Annotated in this window: 18 protein-coding genes; all 18 read right to left on the reverse strand. The window is 38.2% G+C overall.

Annotation, left to right across the window (positions count from 1 at the left end):
• Positions 1-5 precede the first annotated feature (5 nt).
• On the reverse strand, positions 6-878 hold the full coding sequence (locus tag J2S78_RS09105) for a hypothetical protein (protein ID WP_306897971.1): 873 nt from the start codon (positions 876-878) through the stop codon (positions 6-8).
• Between the two features lie 327 nt (positions 879-1,205).
• The gene (locus J2S78_RS09110) at positions 1,206-2,306 is read right to left on the reverse strand and encodes a prephenate dehydrogenase (protein ID WP_306897972.1); all 1,101 of its coding nucleotides are present in this window, start codon (positions 2,304-2,306) and stop codon (positions 1,206-1,208) included.
• Between the two features lie 169 nt (positions 2,307-2,475).
• Complete coding sequence (gene hisC / locus J2S78_RS09115; RefSeq protein ID WP_306897974.1) at positions 2,476-3,582, reverse strand: histidinol-phosphate transaminase; 1,107 nt, start codon at positions 3,580-3,582, stop codon at positions 2,476-2,478.
• Positions 3,583-3,623: 41 nt separating this feature from the next.
• A complete protein-coding gene (gene trpA, locus J2S78_RS09120) occupies positions 3,624-4,430 on the reverse strand; it encodes a tryptophan synthase subunit alpha (RefSeq protein WP_306897976.1) in 807 nt (268 codons plus the stop codon).
• Positions 4,430-5,626: a tryptophan synthase subunit beta gene (gene trpB, locus J2S78_RS09125; RefSeq protein ID WP_306897977.1), complete on the reverse strand. Its 1,197-nt coding sequence runs from the start codon at positions 5,624-5,626 to the stop codon at positions 4,430-4,432. The genes trpA and trpB overlap by 1 nt, the downstream gene beginning before the upstream one ends.
• Positions 5,604-6,263 carry a phosphoribosylanthranilate isomerase gene (locus J2S78_RS09130; protein WP_306897979.1) on the reverse strand — a complete coding sequence of 220 codons (660 nt, stop codon included), beginning with the start codon at positions 6,261-6,263 and terminating at the stop codon, positions 5,604-5,606. Before J2S78_RS09130 ends, trpB begins: the two co-directional genes overlap by 23 nt.
• Positions 6,264-6,267: 4 nt before the next feature.
• Positions 6,268-7,020, reverse strand: coding sequence for an indole-3-glycerol phosphate synthase TrpC (gene trpC / locus J2S78_RS09135; protein ID WP_306897981.1), 753 nt, complete (start codon positions 7,018-7,020; stop codon positions 6,268-6,270).
• On the reverse strand, positions 7,013-8,038 hold the full coding sequence (trpD, locus tag J2S78_RS09140) for an anthranilate phosphoribosyltransferase (protein WP_306897983.1): 1,026 nt from the start codon (positions 8,036-8,038) through the stop codon (positions 7,013-7,015). Before trpD ends, trpC begins: the two co-directional genes overlap by 8 nt.
• On the reverse strand, positions 8,007-9,545 hold the full coding sequence (gene trpE, locus J2S78_RS09145; protein WP_306897985.1) for an anthranilate synthase component I: 1,539 nt from the start codon (positions 9,543-9,545) through the stop codon (positions 8,007-8,009). The genes trpD and trpE overlap by 32 nt, the downstream gene beginning before the upstream one ends.
• Positions 9,546-9,800: 255 nt before the next feature.
• Positions 9,801-10,184: a chorismate mutase gene (gene aroH / locus J2S78_RS09150; protein WP_306897987.1), complete on the reverse strand. Its 384-nt coding sequence runs from the start codon at positions 10,182-10,184 to the stop codon at positions 9,801-9,803.
• Positions 10,181-11,275, reverse strand: coding sequence for a 3-dehydroquinate synthase (gene aroB, locus J2S78_RS09155; RefSeq protein ID WP_306897988.1), 1,095 nt, complete (start codon positions 11,273-11,275; stop codon positions 10,181-10,183). Before aroB ends, aroH begins: the two co-directional genes overlap by 4 nt.
• A complete protein-coding gene (gene aroC / locus J2S78_RS09160) occupies positions 11,275-12,447 on the reverse strand; it encodes a chorismate synthase (protein ID WP_306897991.1) in 1,173 nt (390 codons plus the stop codon). Before aroC ends, aroB begins: the two co-directional genes overlap by 1 nt.
• Before the next feature lie 128 nt (positions 12,448-12,575).
• A complete protein-coding gene (locus J2S78_RS09165) occupies positions 12,576-13,388 on the reverse strand; it encodes a CheR family methyltransferase (protein WP_306897992.1) in 813 nt (270 codons plus the stop codon).
• Positions 13,389-13,700: 312 nt separating this feature from the next.
• Positions 13,701-14,144: a nucleoside-diphosphate kinase gene (ndk, locus tag J2S78_RS09170; protein WP_306897994.1), complete on the reverse strand. Its 444-nt coding sequence runs from the start codon at positions 14,142-14,144 to the stop codon at positions 13,701-13,703.
• 89 nt (positions 14,145-14,233) lie between these two features.
• Positions 14,234-15,202 (reverse strand): heptaprenyl diphosphate synthase component II, encoded by a 969-nt coding sequence (gene hepT, locus J2S78_RS09175; protein ID WP_306897996.1) that lies wholly within the window; start codon positions 15,200-15,202, stop codon positions 14,234-14,236.
• An 11-nt stretch (positions 15,203-15,213) separates the two neighbouring features.
• Positions 15,214-16,077 (reverse strand): menaquinone biosynthesis protein, encoded by an 864-nt coding sequence (locus tag J2S78_RS09180; RefSeq protein ID WP_306897998.1) that lies wholly within the window; start codon positions 16,075-16,077, stop codon positions 15,214-15,216.
• Between the two features lies 1 nt (position 16,078).
• Positions 16,079-16,675, reverse strand: a complete 597-nt coding sequence (locus J2S78_RS09185) for a UbiX family flavin prenyltransferase (protein ID WP_306898000.1) — start codon at positions 16,673-16,675, stop codon at positions 16,079-16,081.
• A complete protein-coding gene (locus tag J2S78_RS09190) occupies positions 16,672-17,532 on the reverse strand; it encodes a UbiA-like polyprenyltransferase (RefSeq protein WP_306898003.1) in 861 nt (286 codons plus the stop codon). The genes J2S78_RS09185 and J2S78_RS09190 overlap by 4 nt, the downstream gene beginning before the upstream one ends.
• Positions 17,533-17,545 lie beyond the last annotated feature (13 nt).

The raw sequence follows: 17,545 nt of genomic DNA on the forward strand, positions 1-17,545 counted from the left end.
ATTGTTCATAACAAATTAATCGATCGAAGGCGTCCAGGAAAAATGTTATCGCAGTTTTGTCCATTCTTTAAAGACAAGTAGTAGTTGGAGCCTGCTTTTATAACTTTTCCTCTAAGCACTACAATATCCGGTTCTTGATTTGTTTGTTTTGTTGAGTTGTCTTTATTATCTTCGACACTATAGTATAACAAATAATCAGCATCACCTCGAACAAGAGACCCTTTTTTCGGATAAATTCCTGCCATTTGCATTTCATTTTTATTTAACAGCGGCCCGTTATCAAAAGGAAGAACATGAAACATTGAACGTAAATGCGCCTCCCATTGCATTTTTCTTATTTTCTCCTTTTTCGTTTTTACAACAGGGAAACGGAAGATAAAACTTAAAGTTGCAGGGCCTACCGCTTGTCGAACCCAATCCCATGGAACATATTTACATTCACTTAAAGATGAAAAACAAACTTCAATTACCGGAACTTTTTTTAAGACAAGCGTTTGTGTGAATTCAGAACTCAAAATGTGGCTAGGAACAGACGGAACGACAAGATAATCTATCGGGGCATTCAACTTGTCACTAATATCTTGATAATATTCTTCTAACTCCCGCGGCTTAGAAATATGCATTAATAAAAAAATAGTAGTTATTCCTTTTGAAATAATGGTTTTCCACTTTTCATCATTATTTTTTATATAATAAAAATTTTTAACATTTCCACCAAGTGCCACTTTACTAGATTCAATTCTAAAACCATTCGCATTCATTTTCATCGATGTTTCTAGGTCATGATAGTCTTTATGAACAATTGTTTCGTTTTGCACCTTTATGTTCATTTCCTCTCCTTTTTCTTCATAACGCGCATACAAAATCCAATAATTCATAGTCTTCCTCCCCCATTTTAGTTATAGCAAGACTATGAGAAGAAAGCATATATTATGTGAAATAAAAAAACACCCGGAAAGTAAACGCTTACAAACCGGGCTAACAATAAGTGTTAAAAAAGAGTATGGATAGGAGTGGAGAGAAACCATACGCTGACTACAATTATATAGAAATTATGTGTATTGTCAATGTTTTAATTAGTATTTTTAAGAAAACTGCAAACGCCCCGTAAGCCGAGACTTCTGTATCGGGATGAAGGGCGCTTACAACTAAAATGTGCAGAAATAATCTTGAGAGACAACGTACTGTCTCTTCAACATATATCTTTAATCTATAATATATGTCTCATACAAAGCTTCTTCTAAAGAGGTTCTCCCTTGTCCCCTATCTTCACCTGTTCGAAAGGTCAATTGAAGAACCCCCATAATATCCTCTCTCGTTTCGATAATACGAATATTTGTAATGCTTATTTCCGCTTCTGCAAGAATACTTGTCACATCGGAAATGACACCTGGATGGTCCGGTACATCGACAAACAAATCAAAAAATGAAGGAAGTGCTCCTTGATCTTTAACCGGGAGTCCATCCCGAAATGTTTTAGCCTCTTCAAAATAGTCATAAATAAAAGCTGCATCTTCAGATTCGAGCATTTGTTCTATGCGCTCCATCTCTATTTTCCAATCTCGAAGCAAATGAAGCATTACATCTTTATTGTGTAGTAAAATGTCTCTCCACATAACTGGATTAGCTGAAGCTATTCGCGTAATGTCACGAAAACCTCCCGCTGCTAATCTAGAAATGAGCCCGTCTTCGTTCTCTGTATTTTTTACTTGATGAACTAAAGCGGAAGACACAATATGAGGGAAATGGCTGATGATCCCAGCTAAATTATCGTGTTGTTGCGGGGAAAGATCAATAAACTTAGCGTTCGTTCCTTTTAACCAGTTTTGAAGCTGAATAATTTTATTTGCAGGAGTTTCTTCGGTAGGAGTTAAAACATAAAAAGCATTCTCAAATAAGTGAGGCTTTGCTGCTTGTACTCCACTTTTATGCGATCCTGCCATCGGGTGGCCACCTATGAATACAACACCTTGTTCCTGTAGACCTTCCGCTTTCTCGACAATTCGTTTTTTTGTGCTTCCTACATCCGTTATAATAGCCCCTTTTTCCATAGGGACAGATTTTAAACTTTCCAATATATTTTCTGTTTTAGTTACTGGAACAGCGAGAATAACCAATTCTGCATCTTTAACACCCTGAATGACATCGGTTGTCCCTTCGTCTATCACCCGCAGGGATTGAGCTAATTTTAATTGATTTTCATTAATATCTACACCCATTATATGTACGTCATGTTCTTTCTTTATAGATAAAGCGATAGAACCGCCTATTAAACCCATGCCTACTACACAAATTTTCCGTGTCACAGCTCTGTCCTCCTTCCTTTTTCACCACCTTGTTTCATTATAAAGCACAAGGCACGTTTAACGCAGACAATCGTTGGACTCCCCAAAATAGGTGAAAGTGTCTTTGGGTACCTAGAATTAGATTAAAAAAGCCGCCCTACCTCCTTGGCAAGACGGCAGCATTTCTTATTTATTTTTCTGCGACAAATTTATTTTCCTTTAAACATTCACTTATTGCCTTTAGAAAAGTCTGATTTTGCTCTTCTGTTCCTACTGACACTCTAATAGAATGCGGAAACCCGAGTGCTTCTCCAGAACGTACAATGACACCTTTTTTCAATAATGCGTCAAACATGGCATCTCCGGAAACTCCAGTATCCATTAACAAGAAGTTAGTTTGAGACGGTAGGTAAGAAAAACCTTTTTCTTCACAAAATTTTTCGAACGCATTGAGTCCTTCGCGATTTTTTTGTCTACAGTCTTCTATAAACGCTTGATCTCCTAAAGCAGCGGCAGCAGCATATTGAGCCATCGTTGTCGTATTAAAAGGGGGACGCACTGGATCAAGTGCGCTGATTAAACTTTCTGAAGCTACACCGTACCCCATACGCAACGAGGCAAGTCCGTAAGCCTTCGAAAAAGTTCTCAGTATCATTACATTAGGATGCGTTTCTAAATAGGAAAGTGTATTCGGAAAGTCATCTGCCGTCACATATTCAATATAAGCTTCATCAGATACAACAAGTACATCTTCTGGCACCTGTTTTATAAACGACTCAAACTCTGCTTTTGCCGTATACGTTCCCGATGGATTGTTAGGATTACATACCCAGACAATTCTCGTATTTTCATCAATTTGGTCAAGCATACTAGTAAGATCATGACGGCCATTACGAAGGGGAACTTCTCTTATCTCAGCCCCTTCAATAACAGCGTTATGTTTATATTGAGAAAATGTCGGTGTTGCCATTACCGTGTTAGTCTCGGGGGTTAAAAACGCACGACATAGCATCAAAATGACTTCATCAGACCCTGCGCCAAATATTAATTGACTCGGTAAAACATTTAAATGAGAAGCGACAGCGCCACGAATCTCTGTTGCGTATCCATCTGGATAAATTTGCGGTTGTTCCGCCATTTTTTTTATTGCTTCCTGTACGGCCGGCGAAGCTCCATATGGATTTTCATTCGAAGCCATCTTGTGTACTTCCGTAAGGCCGAGTTCTCTTTTCACTTCTTCCATTGGTTTACCAGGCTTGTACGGTTCCATACCTAGTATTTGCGGTTTCACTTTCATACTTTAGCACCTCACATCGGCAAATTCTGTCTTCTTCTATATTACGACGAAATGAGGGAAGACACAAACGATTTTATATTATCCAAGCCTTTTTGTCTGTTTTGCTGACTGGATAAAAGAGAAAGATTATCTTCCACCGTTTTCATAATAGCACTGCCAACAATCACACCATCACACACATCGCGTAAACGCTCTACTTGTTCTTTTTTAGAAATACCAAACCCTACGGCAACAGGAACTTGGCTGTTTTCTTTTACGTTTTCAATAAATGTGTACGCTTCTGGCGGAAAGGAGTCCCTAGTTCCGGTCACACCTAAGCTGGATACACAATATAAGAATCCTTCTGCATTTTCAGCGATTTTCTTTATTCGTGAAGCAGAAGTAGGAGCTACAAGAGAAATGTTCACTAATCCCTTGTCATGTGCAGCATCATTTAGTGATCTGCTTTCCTCAAAAGGTAAGTCTGGTATGAGTACACCATCTGCTCCTTGTTTTTTAACGGTATCTAGAAAATTCTCTATCCCCATTCTCATAACAGGATTATAGTACGTAAAAATAATAACAGGTATGGTCAATCCTCTTTTTCTCATCTCCGGCACTAGCATAATGGCTTTTTGGAGACTCATATCTTGTTCTAATGCCCGTTTAGCGGATCGTTGTAACAACGGACCGTCCGCTAACGGATCAGAATATGGAATACCCAGCTCTAAAATATGTGCTCCTGCCTCCTGCAATTGTAATGCAATCTCTATAGTTGTTTGTGCATCAGGATCTGCAGCCATTATAAACGGAATAAAAAGTGGGTATTCCGCCTTTGATGCAGCTTCCTCTACTTTCGTTATTTCCATTAAAAAGACTCCTTTTCCATAAATGCTTTTATTGAATTGACATCCTTATCTCCTCTACCAGATAGAGAAATAACTATGGTTTGGTCTTTTTTCATCTGTTTTGCTTTTTCAAAAGCGATGTGGAGCGCATGGGCGGATTCCACTGCTGGTAGAATACCTTCAACTTTAGTTAAAAGGGAAAGGGCGTCTAGTGCTTCTTGATCTGTAACTCCTTCATAATTAACTCTTCCACTTTTAGCAAGATGGGCATGTTCGGGCCCAATACCCGGATAGTCCAACCCTGCCGAAATCGAATACGGCTCAATAATTTGGCCGTTTTCATCTTGGATTAAATATGTCAAGGATCCATGTATAACACCTTTTGTTCCCATTGTAATAGTTGCGGCATGTTTGTCAGTGGACAGGCCTTTCCCTGCAGCCTCTGCTCCATATAACTGCACATTGTCTTCCAAGAAAGGATAAAACATGCCGATTGCATTGCTTCCACCGCCTACACATGCTACCACAGCATCCGGTAGAATGTTATCTTTTTCGTTCAGTTGTTCTTTGGCTTCATCCCCAATAATTCTTTGAAAATCTCTTACCATTCTTGGATAAGGGTGAGGTCCTACTACAGATCCGATAAGATAAAAAGTATCTTCTACATTCGTAACCCAATACCGTATTGCTTCGTTTGTAGCATCTTTCAACGTTTTACTTCCTGAATTTACAGGGATAACTTCTGCACCTAACAATTCCATACGAAATACATTTAGTTCTTGCCTCTGTGTATCTTCTTCACCCATAAATACTTTACATTCAAGACCTAGTTTTGCACAAATCGTTGCAGTGGCCACTCCGTGTTGTCCAGCTCCAGTCTCGGCAACAATCTTTGACTTTCCCATACGCTTAGCTAGTAAAGCCTGCCCCACCGCATTATTCAATTTATGCGCTCCAGTATGAAGAAGATCCTCTCGCTTCAAATAAATGGATGCTCCTCCCAACTGATCTGTTAAACGATCTGCATATGTTAATGGGGTTGGTCTTCCAGCATACTCTGCCAATATCTCTTTATATTCTTGTTGAAAGGACAAATCGTTCCATGCCTCATCCAAATAGGCTTCCAACTCCTCTAACGCAAACATTAATGTTTCCGGAACGAATTTTCCTCCAAAATCACCATAACGACCATTTTCATCTGGATATGTTTTGTTCATATTCTTTCAACCTCTTTTCTAACTCCATCAATCGGTGTTTATCTTTTTTACCGTTTGCCTCTATACCGCTTGAAAGATCTATGCCCCAAGGATCGTACGCCAATACATTATCAACATTTTCCGCAGTAATTCCACCTGCTATAAATACAGGCAGTTGTTTTTCCTGCCCAAACGCGACATACTTCGGTACGTGAGACCAATCAAAACTTTCACCAGTCCCACCCCATGCGTGTTTCGCTTTTGCATCTACTATAAAACCATCTACTGCCTCTGTATATTCCATCATTTTGTTTAAAGAGCCTTCATCATGCGGTATTGCTTTCCATACTTTTGTTCCAGTCGTTTGTTTTATCTTTTTTATTTCTTCTACCGATTCCGTACCATGACACTGGATGATATCTGGTGACAACTGATCTGCTGCTACTTGTATTTCTCCTGAAGTCGCATTAACAAAGAGAAGAACTATCTCCTTCTTATGAAACTGGTACCTTTGTAACCATAAAGCAGCATCTTCTGGTTTCACTTCACGTTTACTTCTTGCCATCACAAAACCTACATAATCAGCATCCGACTCCACAGCCAATTGAACATCTTCTTCAGAATGTAATCCACACAATTTTAAAAAGGGACGTGACATCGGTTTATTCCCCTTTCAAATGACGTAATGCTTTCTCTACATCAGCTTGCTTCACTAAAGATTCCCCTACTAATACTGCCCTTGCGCCTGATTGTTGAACAACCGTTATATCTTCTTGCGTATGAATACCACTCTCACTTACGACAACGCTCTGAGAAGGTACTTCATTACGCAAATGTTCTGTAACCGATAAGGATGTTTCAAATGTGTTTAAATCGCGATTGTTAATACCAATAATCGCTGGTTCAAAGACACGGAGGACATTTTCCAGTTCTTGCTTGGAGTGGAACTCAACCAGTACCTCCATCCCCTGTTCTTCAGCACTTTGGTATAACTCAAATAATTTTTTTGGATCAAGAGCAGCAGCAATCAATAAAACCGCGTCCGCTCCCATTCGTTTACTTTCTTGTATTTGAACATCCTCAATAATAAAATCTTTTCTTAAAACAGGCAATCCCACTTCTCTTTTTATTGCGGTTAAATAATCCCGATGACCTTGAAAGTAGGATACGTCGGTTAATACTGAAAGCGCAGCTGCCCCGCCTGCCTTATAACTTCGCGCTATTTCTACAGGATAAAAAGGGCTTCGTATTACACCTTTTGATGGAGAAGCTTTTTTCACTTCAGCAATTACTTGCACTTTTTCCTTTTCAGCAGTTAGAGCCTTTTTTAAAGAGTAAGGAGTTACATCTGCTTGGTCTGGCAAAATTAATTTCTCTACTTCTTGTTTTTTTGTAGCTAGTATTTTATCAAGCATGATTTTCTTCCACCTCAGCATCTTGTAACCGATATAAATGTTGTTGTACGGTCCTCTTTTCAATTGCTTCTATAGCCTTATCCGCTCCTTCTTTCAAAGAAGACGCATTATTCGATATATAAATTCCAGCAGCCATATTCATAATTAATATGTCTTTAGCGGCTCCCTCTTTTTCTCCATCAAAAATGTCCTGAATGAGAGCAGCACTTTCTGAAGCATCGCTTACTTGAACAGAATGAATATCTGCTGTATTTAAGCCAAGATCTTCTGGTGTAACAGAATATTGTTTAATTTCGCCATGCTTTAATTCGGTGATGAATGTTGTTCCGGTAATTGTTAATTCATCCATCCCATCTTCTCCTGTAACAAACATGGCTCTTTTGGCTCCAAGACGCTGCAACGTTTGTGCCATCATTTTCCCGTACTCTTTATTAAATACTCCAATCACTTGAGCTGTAGCATTTGCTGGATTTGTAAGTGGGCCAAGTAAGTTAAAAATCGTGCGAAAGCCAATCTCTTTTCTCGGCGCAACAGCGTGTTTCATAGCAACATGATACAAAGGAGCGAATAAAAACGCCATGTTGTAGTCTTTTAGTGAGGAAATTGCTGTTTCCGGTGTTGTTTGGACAGATATACCAAGTTGTTCTAAAACATCTGCACTTCCACTTTTCGAGGATACAGAACGATTTCCATGTTTAGCGACCTTCACTCCAATCGCAGACAGCCCGATGGCAGAAGCCGTTGAAATATTATAAGTAGAGCTCATATCACCGCCTGTTCCACATGTATCGATGACTTCTTTTTCTTCATGAGGGATGGAGATAACATGGTCTCGCATTGATGCCGCAAAACCAGTCATTTCATCAACCGTTTCTCCCCGAAATCTCAGCATTGTTAGTAGGCTAGCAATTTGGCTTTCTGTTGCGTTACCGTTCATAATTTCATCCATTGCTGCTTTTGCTTCTTTTTCTGATAGAGAATAACCTTCAATACACTTGTTCAGAATTGACTTTAACATCGTGTTCATCCTCCTTTTGCCCAAACATTGCTTCAGCTGCCTCAATCGCTTTTAATAATGCTGCTGCTTTATTTTGCGTTTCTTCGTATTCATTTTCTGGAATAGAGTCAGCCACGATACCGGCACCTGCTTGAATTTTTGCCTTACCATCCTTCACTACCATTGTCCGGATTGCAATACAGGAATCGATATTGCCATCATAGCCAAGATAGCAAACAGCACCTGAGTATATCCCGCGCCGGTGGGGTTCGAGCTCTTTTAAAATTTCCATCGCACGAAATTTAGGAGCGCCAGATACTGTTCCAGCAGGAAAAGATGCCTCAAGTGCTTCAATAGGCTTCACATTGGTAGCTAATACTCCGGTTACTTTTGAAATGATATGCATGACGTGTGAAAATTTTCCAATATCTAGAAGAATAGGCGTCTGAACAGATCCATATTCTGCTACTCTACCTACATCATTTCTAGCAAGATCTACTAGCATATAATGCTCGGCTTTCTCCTTCTCATCATGAAGAAGTTCCTCTATCAATCGGTCGTCTTCTTCCATCGACTGCCCTCGTTTTCTTGTACCGGCAATCGGATGAATTTCCACGTGTTTTTCTTGAACTTGAATAAGCCGTTCAGGTGAACTACCAACTACTTCTTGATCACCAAGCTTTAAGTAAAATAAATACGGGGACGGGTTAATCATTCGTAATGACCGATAAATATCAAATGCAGTGACAGATATATCCCTTTCAAAACGTTGAGATAACACGGCTTGAAATATATCTCCCGCTTTAATGTATTCTTTAATTCGTTCTACATCTTGTTTAAATTTATTTTCTGGATAGTTTGAGGTAATTGCTTGATAATCAACTTGTGTTTCTTTAGCCATCGGGGCAAGAAATACTTCCTCTTTCATACCCGACATAAGATTATTCATTAAATCTGATACAATCGTTTGAGCATTCTCATACCTAACCTCTGTATCTTTGTTATGATTTGCATCATAATGGATGAACGTTAATTCTTTCGTCTCATGGTCCATTGCTATAAGAGTTTGACAAAATAGCAATGATACGTGATCTTCTCTTTGATCTTCATTTTCCGTTTGTAAGTCCGGCTCAAAATCTTCGACACTATCATAAGGAATAACTCCAACTGCTCCGCCTTTAAAAGGTATATCTATCGAAGCTGGAGCAGGGTTCAATAATTCTATTGTTTGTTCAAACAAAACGGCCAGCTGCTTTTCTTCTAACAAAACTTGACTCTTGTTATCAATCAGCTGATATACTCCTTCTTGTTTATCTCTTATTTTGTATTGGGGAGTCAACCCAATAAACGAATATCTCGACCACGGAGAAGCTTCATCTTTACTTTCGAGCAAAAATACCGCTTCATCTTTCAGCTTTTGAAATACTTCGATTGCAGTAAGAGTATCCGTAAAAAATGTTCTTACATAGGAAAGCATACGATAGTTCTGGGATTGTTCTTTGAACACTTGAAATGATGTTTCAGACATGGGCTCACCTCTTTTAATTAGTAAGAAGAGAGCAAAAAGAGGGGAAAGAACAAAAACTTACATAAGGGGCATGTATTCAGTATAGTAGGTATAAATAGACACTGTTCATGCTAATATAAAATGCCTGAAACAGAAACAGTTTCAGGCATTCGAATACTACAGCCACTCTGCTCCACTGTTCTCTGCTCTTCTCATCACTCTCTACTCTGCTAAAACAAATAATTTAACTCATCTCATCTATAACTAATTCCTATATTACATGTTCTTTTTCTTTTTTGTCAACTCAAGATCCGGACGCAAACTAACCGCATCATTTAAGTAAACATGGTGTATTTCTTCCTGACTGACATCAGTTTGTGCCGTCAACATTACTCTAATACATAAAGGCAAACTGCCAGGAACAGGAACCTCTTGCGCACACATAACCGGAACAAATTGCCAGTCATCAAGTAAACGTGTCGCTTTCGCTGGAAAAGCTGCATCAAGATCTGTAGTCGTCGTAAACCATATATGAGAAACATCTGCAGAAGAAATATTATTTTCATTAATCATTTTTTCGAGCAATCTTTTTGTACTGCTTACAATTTGTTCTTCCGTGTTTTTTTTGACAGTTGTTGCTCCCCGAAACCCTCTAATCATTGGAAGTCTCCCCCCTTTTTATATCCTTTTAGTAAAAATAAAATATCTGATTCATTTACGGTTTGTAAAAAAGGAACTCCTGGTTTTTCGGTCAATACAAAAGTAAGTTTACCAGCATTCGATTTTTTATCCAGTTTCATCGCGTTTATTAATGTTTCTGGTGAATAAAGGGTAGGCGCATCGATGGGATAACCAAGTTGTTGAAGCCATTTTTTTTCGTTATTGATATCCCAATCTGATAGTTCTAAGTAATTACTTAAGCGCATAGCGAAAATCATGCCCGCAGCAACGCCTTCTCCATGAGTAATTTGGCCATACCCTGAAACTTTTTCCAGTGCATGGCCTAATGTATGACCAAAATTCAAAAAAGCTCGAACACCTGCTTCTTTCTCATCTGTTTTAACAATTTCAGCTTTTATAGATATGGAGCGTTTCAAAAATTGAAGCAGTTTACTATTTTTCATGTCTTCCGTTGTTGACACATTACTTTTTAACCAATGTAAAAACTCTGGATCTTTAATGTAGGCGTGTTTAATCATTTCAGCAAAACCAGAACGCCATTCATTATCAGATAACGTTTCTAATGTCTTTGTGTCGTACACAACTGCTTCCGGTTGATGAAAAGCACCGATAAGGTTTTTTCCCAACCGGTGATTAATACCTGTTTTTCCGCCAACACTGCTGTCTTGAGCCAATAGTGTTGTCGGCATTTGAACAAAAGAGATACCCCTCATATATGTAGCCGCAACAAAACCAGATAAGTCACCCACCACACCTCCGCCGAAAGCGACAATGACAGAATGTCGATCTAAGTTTTCTTCGATACAGGCAGTCAGTCCTTTTTCATACGCTTCGATAGATTTGGATTGTTCCCCTTCAGGAAGGGTGAAAAGGCTTGTTGGAAGTATTGTTTCCAGCGTTTTCTCTAGCTCTTCTCCGTATAAAGCACCAACCTTTGAATCAGTAATGATGAGCGCTCTACTCTTTTTGGACAATAAAGGTTTTAACAGTTCTGCACTATCACGTCTTATATTTTCCCCAATATAAACCGGGTAAGTTAAACTAGGGGTTTCTACCAACAATTGTTCCATTAAAACTCCCTCGCCCATTTAAAATGTTCGGTAATATTTTGTTGAATAGCATCAACACGATCTGATCCAAACATATCAAGTAAGCCTTGTGCTACTTCAAAAGCAATAACATTTTCCATCACAACGGAAGCGGCTGGTACAGCACAGCTGTCCGAACGTTCTATACTTGCATTGAACGGTTCCTTGGACTCAATATCTACGCTTTGTAACGGTTTATACAACGTTGGAATGGGTTTCATTACTCCTTGAATAACAATTGGCATACCAGTAGTCATTCCGCCTTCAAAACCACCCAGATTATTTGATTTTCTGTAGTAACCTTGCTCTTGATCCCACGCTATTTCATCATGTACTTGACTGCCTGGGATACTAGCGGCATCAAAACCTATCCCTACTTCTACACCTTTAAAAGCATTAATACTCATGACAGCACCTGCTATTTTAGAATCAAGTTTTCGATCATATTGCACATGACTGCCCATGCCAACAGGTACTCCAGTAATCACTGTCTGAACAACGCCACCAATCGAGTCACCATTTTGTTTGGCATCATCAATTGCCTGCATCATTTTTTCCTCTGCTGATTTGTCAAGACAACGAACAGGAGATGATTCTGTACGCTCTTTTAAATCATAAATATCTTTATAATCTATATCCTCTGCTTCGATTCCGCCAATTTCCAGTACTTGGCCTCCCACGTCTATTCCGAACGTTTGTAAAACTTTTTTTGCCAATGCTCCAGCACAAACTCTCGCTGTCGTTTCACGAGCTGATGAACGTTCGAGAACATTTCTCATATCACGGTGATTATACTTTATTGCACCATTCAAATCAGCATGTCCAGGGCGGGGACGACTAATTTTTCTTTTAATATTTTTTTCTTCTTCTTCCGTTAACGGGTCTGAACCCATTATTTGTTCCCAAGATTTAAAATCATTATTTTCAACCACCATCGTGATTGGCGCTCCCGTGGTTTTGCCATGACGTACACCACTAAGAAATTGTACCTTATCTTTTTCTATTTGCATGCGCCTTCCTCGCCCATACCCGCCTTGTCTCCGTCTAAGCTCCTTGTTTATATCTTCTTCAAGCAGTTCCATATTAGCTGGAACCCCTTCGACAATTGTTGTTTGTTGAGGACCATGCGATTCTCCGGCTGTTAAATATCTCATATGTTCCACTCCTTTTTATGGCATAACAATTCTCTTTAGTGCTTTTATGCATTAAATAATAACATACATCTTTTATTCTGTGGCGATGTTTTGATTATTTTGTCATTTAAAACAAAAACATATTACAACTATAAATTATTAACTTTTTTATAAAAGAAAGTATCTTCGGCTTCGAAACCATAGCGAGCTGGATTGAAAATTTGTTCGGTACTGCCGACAAATAAGATACCACCAACTTTTAATGCTCTGTTGAATTTTAAGTATATTTCTTGTTTCGCTTCTTCTGTAAAATAAATTAAAACGTTACGGCAAATGATTAAATCAAATCCAGTATCATATGTATCGGCAAGAAGGTTATGTTTTCGATATGTAACGGTATTTTTCACTTTATCACGAACCCGATACCCTGGATCTTCACGTATGAAGTATCTGTTAATCACTTCACTTGATAGCTCTTTTAATGCCCGATCTGAATATAAGCCGGATCGTGCACGTTTTAAGATAACTTCATCAATATCTGTCGCTAAAATTGTATGACGGTTTTCTCCGAATTTTTCCATCAAAATCATCGAGAGCGTATACGGTTCTTCACCGGTAGAACACGCGGCTGACCATATTTTTAGATGGTTAGAGTTTTGTTTTAACCTCGGAATAATCTGTTCAGACAATACATCCCATCTTTTTGGATTTCGATAAAATTCTGAAACGTTAATAGTCATTCTTTCCAAAAATTCTGCTAAAATGTCTTCATCTTTATTTAGACCATTTTGAAAAAAATCCTGAAAACTTGTAAAACCACGTTTTTCATAGAATGACATAAGCCTTCGTTTCATTTGTGCCTCTTTGTACAGCGCTAAGTCTATGCCTGTTTTTTTCTTTACTTCTTTAATGAAATGATGATAGTCATTTTGACTATAACCACTATCTTCTAAGTTTTTCATTTATGCTGTCCTCTCCAATATCCATTCGAAATGATGGATATATTATATCATGAGTCAATGCAGGTGAATAGTACTAGTAATGTCGATACAACTCTAACAAAAATCGTTGATGGTGGCTGAGTGGCCTGCAATGCAGACGAATGCCCCTCAAGATCTGCTCTCGAGGAGGCACCTCATGTTGTTTCCGCCATACTTGCTTGTCTTCCGCATCTAATGAGTATTGTATTTGATGCACAAACTCCAAATGTTATCAATTCTTATCTTTTAAAAAAACGAGGTTGTTCCCTCATACAGGGAATCCTCGTTTTTTCGTTAAATCCAATCATTTACTGTTTTTTTGTAATCAACAATGTCATCGTTATTAAAAAATAATTTGATTTCTCTTTCTGCACTTTCGCTGGAATCAGAACCGTGAATGACGTTCATACTGACCCTAACGCCATAATCACCTCGAATAGTTCCTGGTTCTGCTTCAGCAGGATTGGTGGAGCCCATCATTTTTCGAGACGTTTTAATTACGTCTTCCCCTTCCCAAATCATCGCAAAAACAGGTCCAGAAGTAATAAAAGAAACCAAGTTTTCAAAAAATGCTTTACCTTTATGTTCACCATAATGTTGTTCTGCTAGTTCAGGAGAAATAGTTATTAACTTTCCAGCAACTAGTGTAAATCCTTTTTTTTCAAAACGTTGTACAATTTCTCCGATAAGATTACGTTGTACTCCGTCTGGCTTTACCATTATGAAAGACTTTTCCATATCAATCCCTCTTTCTATTATGGCTTGTAAATCTATCTGATTATATCAAAACATGAAAGCGTTAGCAACATACGGTAAAGGGCGAAACGTTAACTGCTTCTACTCCCTATGTATTTCGCAATATCCCGAAGCGATTTTTTTGCTGAAATATCACTGAGGTCATCTAGTGATTCAAAAGCTTTGTTCAAATATTTTTTGCTCAATTCCTTGGAATATTCAATTCCTCCTGATTGTTTCACGATATTAAGAAGCGGGACCATATCTATTTCTGTTTTATTTTTTTTCAACGTTTCTGCAATAATATTTTTAGCTTCCGTGCTGTGGCACATGGCATACAGAGCAGGTAAAGTGATATTTCCTTGTAGTAAATCATCACCCGCTGGCTTACCTAACTCTTTTTCACTTCCTGTAAAATCGAGAATATCGTCAATGATTTGGTATGACATCCCCACATTGTAACCATATTGAAACAATCTCGTTTGATCGGTTAGTGAGGCTCCTGCACTAATTGCACCTAGTTGGCAACTTACTGCAATTAAAAGAGCCGTTTTACGTTTTATTCTTCGTAGATATGTTTTTAAATTTTGGTGCCAGTTGTATTGATCACGGATTTGTTCAATTTCACCTGAACACATTTCATACATCGCATTTGATATTACTCTATGTATATCTTCATTTTTAAAATAAGCTGCTCTTTCAATTGCTTTTGCAAAAATATAGTCACCCGTATACATCGCTACTCGATTATCCCATTGTGCCTTAATTGTTTTTTTTCCCCGCCTTAAATCAGCGTTATCAATAACATCATCATGGACGAGGGATGCCATGTGAATTAACTCTAATGCTACAGCTATATGTTTGATTCGCTCAATATCATAGTTTCCAAATTTAGCACTGAGCAATACAAAAACAGGGCGAATTCTTTTTCCGCCCGCTTGAAGCAAGTGAAGAGAAGCTTCTTGCAAAACCGGATGATTTGCCTGCACAGCTATCTCGAGTTCTTCTTCTATTCTCTCGATATCAGATTTTAAAAATAAATACAAATCCGTCAACTTCATGATATTCACCTTCAAGATAAGTATTGCACCTCGTTCCCAGATGACCATACTTCTATTTCTGTCACCGGGTGTTTTAAATACCCATGTTTGTAGTTAAGTTCATAATAATACAGTAGGCCTTTTTTTTCATTATCCTGAAAATCGTAATGAAGGCCGCGAAAATAGTTTTTCCAGAAGGTTGTTGTTCCTTTGTGACTTATTTGAACATCATTCACCATATCATCAAAATAAGAATCCAAGGAAAGACTTTTACTGGATAACATTTCTTTATAAAGCTTATTTACTATATCGGGTTGATGTTTCGCTGCTTCTTTTCTCACCGCAAACACAGCATAGGTCATAGGCAGACCGGTATTTTGATACCATAATTCCCCTAGATCATAACAATACCAATTTTCGGTTGTATTCCACGATGCCTGTATAGCGTCATCCCCTATTAATAAAAAGCCATCATTTCCTTTTTTCATTTCTACAGGGTCTGGACTCATTGTTTGATAAGTGATTTCTTTATAACCATAAAATTCTTTTAAGATTAATTTCAATAAATGAACAGACGTAGCACTAGAAGAAGTTAATGCAATATTCGTTCCTTCCATGTCTTCGATTCGTTTATTACAAAATAAAAAAATCGAACCTACTTTTCCATAAGAGGAAACTGATAAATGAGGTAATAATTCATACTCCCCAACAGATTGTCCAAATGCAAATGAAGAAATACCCGCCACGTCAATATCTCCATTTTTCATACCTTTGTTCAGTTGAGACGGAACCTGTGGTTGAAACTGACAGCCTTGAGCCTTTAATTTTTTCCGATCAACACAATAAAATGCAGGAATAATGTTAGTATAAGAAATTTCACCAATAGTAATGCTCATTTTAACTCCCCCATCTTGTAAACAACGAATGATCAACGTGCAGGGAATCTAGTACCTTACCTACAACAAAATTTATAAGATCGTCTTTCGTTTCAGGTAGATGATAAAATCCAGGCATGGCTGGAATAATATGAGCTCCATTTTTTTCTGCTTTTACTAAGTTATCCAAATGAATACCGTTTAAAGGAGTTTCACGTGGCACTAGAAGAAGAGGGCGCCGTTCTTTTAAATTAACATCGGCCGCTCTTTCCAGAAGACTTCCAGATGAAGCATGTGCAATTTTAGATAATGTTCCCATCGAACATGGAATAATAACCATACCGTCTGTTCGATACGATCCGCTTGCTATCGGGGCTTTAAAATCATAAAGATCATGCGAGTCTAATAAATCGGTGGAGGAAAACAATTGATAAAGACATTCCTGTCTATCCGACGTATCCAACTCTAACTCTTCTCTGAATACTTGCCAGCCGGCTTCACTGATTAATAAGTGAACATGATGCTTTTGTAAAAGCAGTTCTTCCGTTAAACGAACCCCATATATCGCACCACTTGCTCCAGTTATAGCTACAGTAAATGTCTTTGTTGCTTTAGTCATAGAAGCATATCTCCAATCGTAAATATAAGCATTACTATACTAATGATACCGTTCATAGGGAAGAAAGCAACGCCCACTTTTGAAAGGTCATGTGGTTTTACCATAGAGTGCTCATACGTCATAATTAAACCGGCAATGATAACTCCGGCTAAATAAAAGACAGATAGCGGCGAAACAAAATGAAGAGTTAATAAAGCGAATAAACTAATAGTATGAAAAGAACGAGAAATATACAGTGCTTTCGTTATACCAAAACGAGCTGGAATTGAATAAATTCCCTCTTTTTGATCGTGTTCCTGATCTTGTGTTGCATAAATGACATCAAAACCGGCAATCCAAAAGGCTACGGCTATAAACAATAAAAAGGCCTCTCCTTGTAGAGTGCCAGTCGCTCCAACCCATCCGCCAAGCGGGGCGATAGCTATTGTAAAACCTAGAAATACATGGCATAACCAAGTAAATCTTTTCGTATAAGAATAAACAGTTAAAAATAAAACAGCTATTGGTAGTAAATAAACGGACAACATATTTAATTGGAAAGCAGATAAGAATAATAACAGAAAAGAAGCAGTTATAAATAGAATGCTTTGACCGACAGATATAAGTCCCGCCGGAATGGCTCTTTGTGCCGTCCGTGGATTTTTTTTATCAATTTCAGCATCTATCAAACGGTTTAAGGTCATAGCTGCGCTTCTCGCCCCCACCATCGCCAACGTAATCCAGATCCACTCCATAAACGATGGCCACACATTTTCTACCATCAGATTACCCAGAGCCGCTCCAAGAAAAGCAAAGGGAAGTGCGAAAACAGTATGTTCAAATTTTATCATTTCTAAAATAATTTTTAATTTTTTCATATAACGATATCCT

Source organism: Salibacterium salarium (genome assembly GCF_030813635.1).
Classification (GTDB): domain Bacteria; phylum Bacillota; class Bacilli; order Bacillales; family Marinococcaceae; genus Salibacterium; species Salibacterium salarium.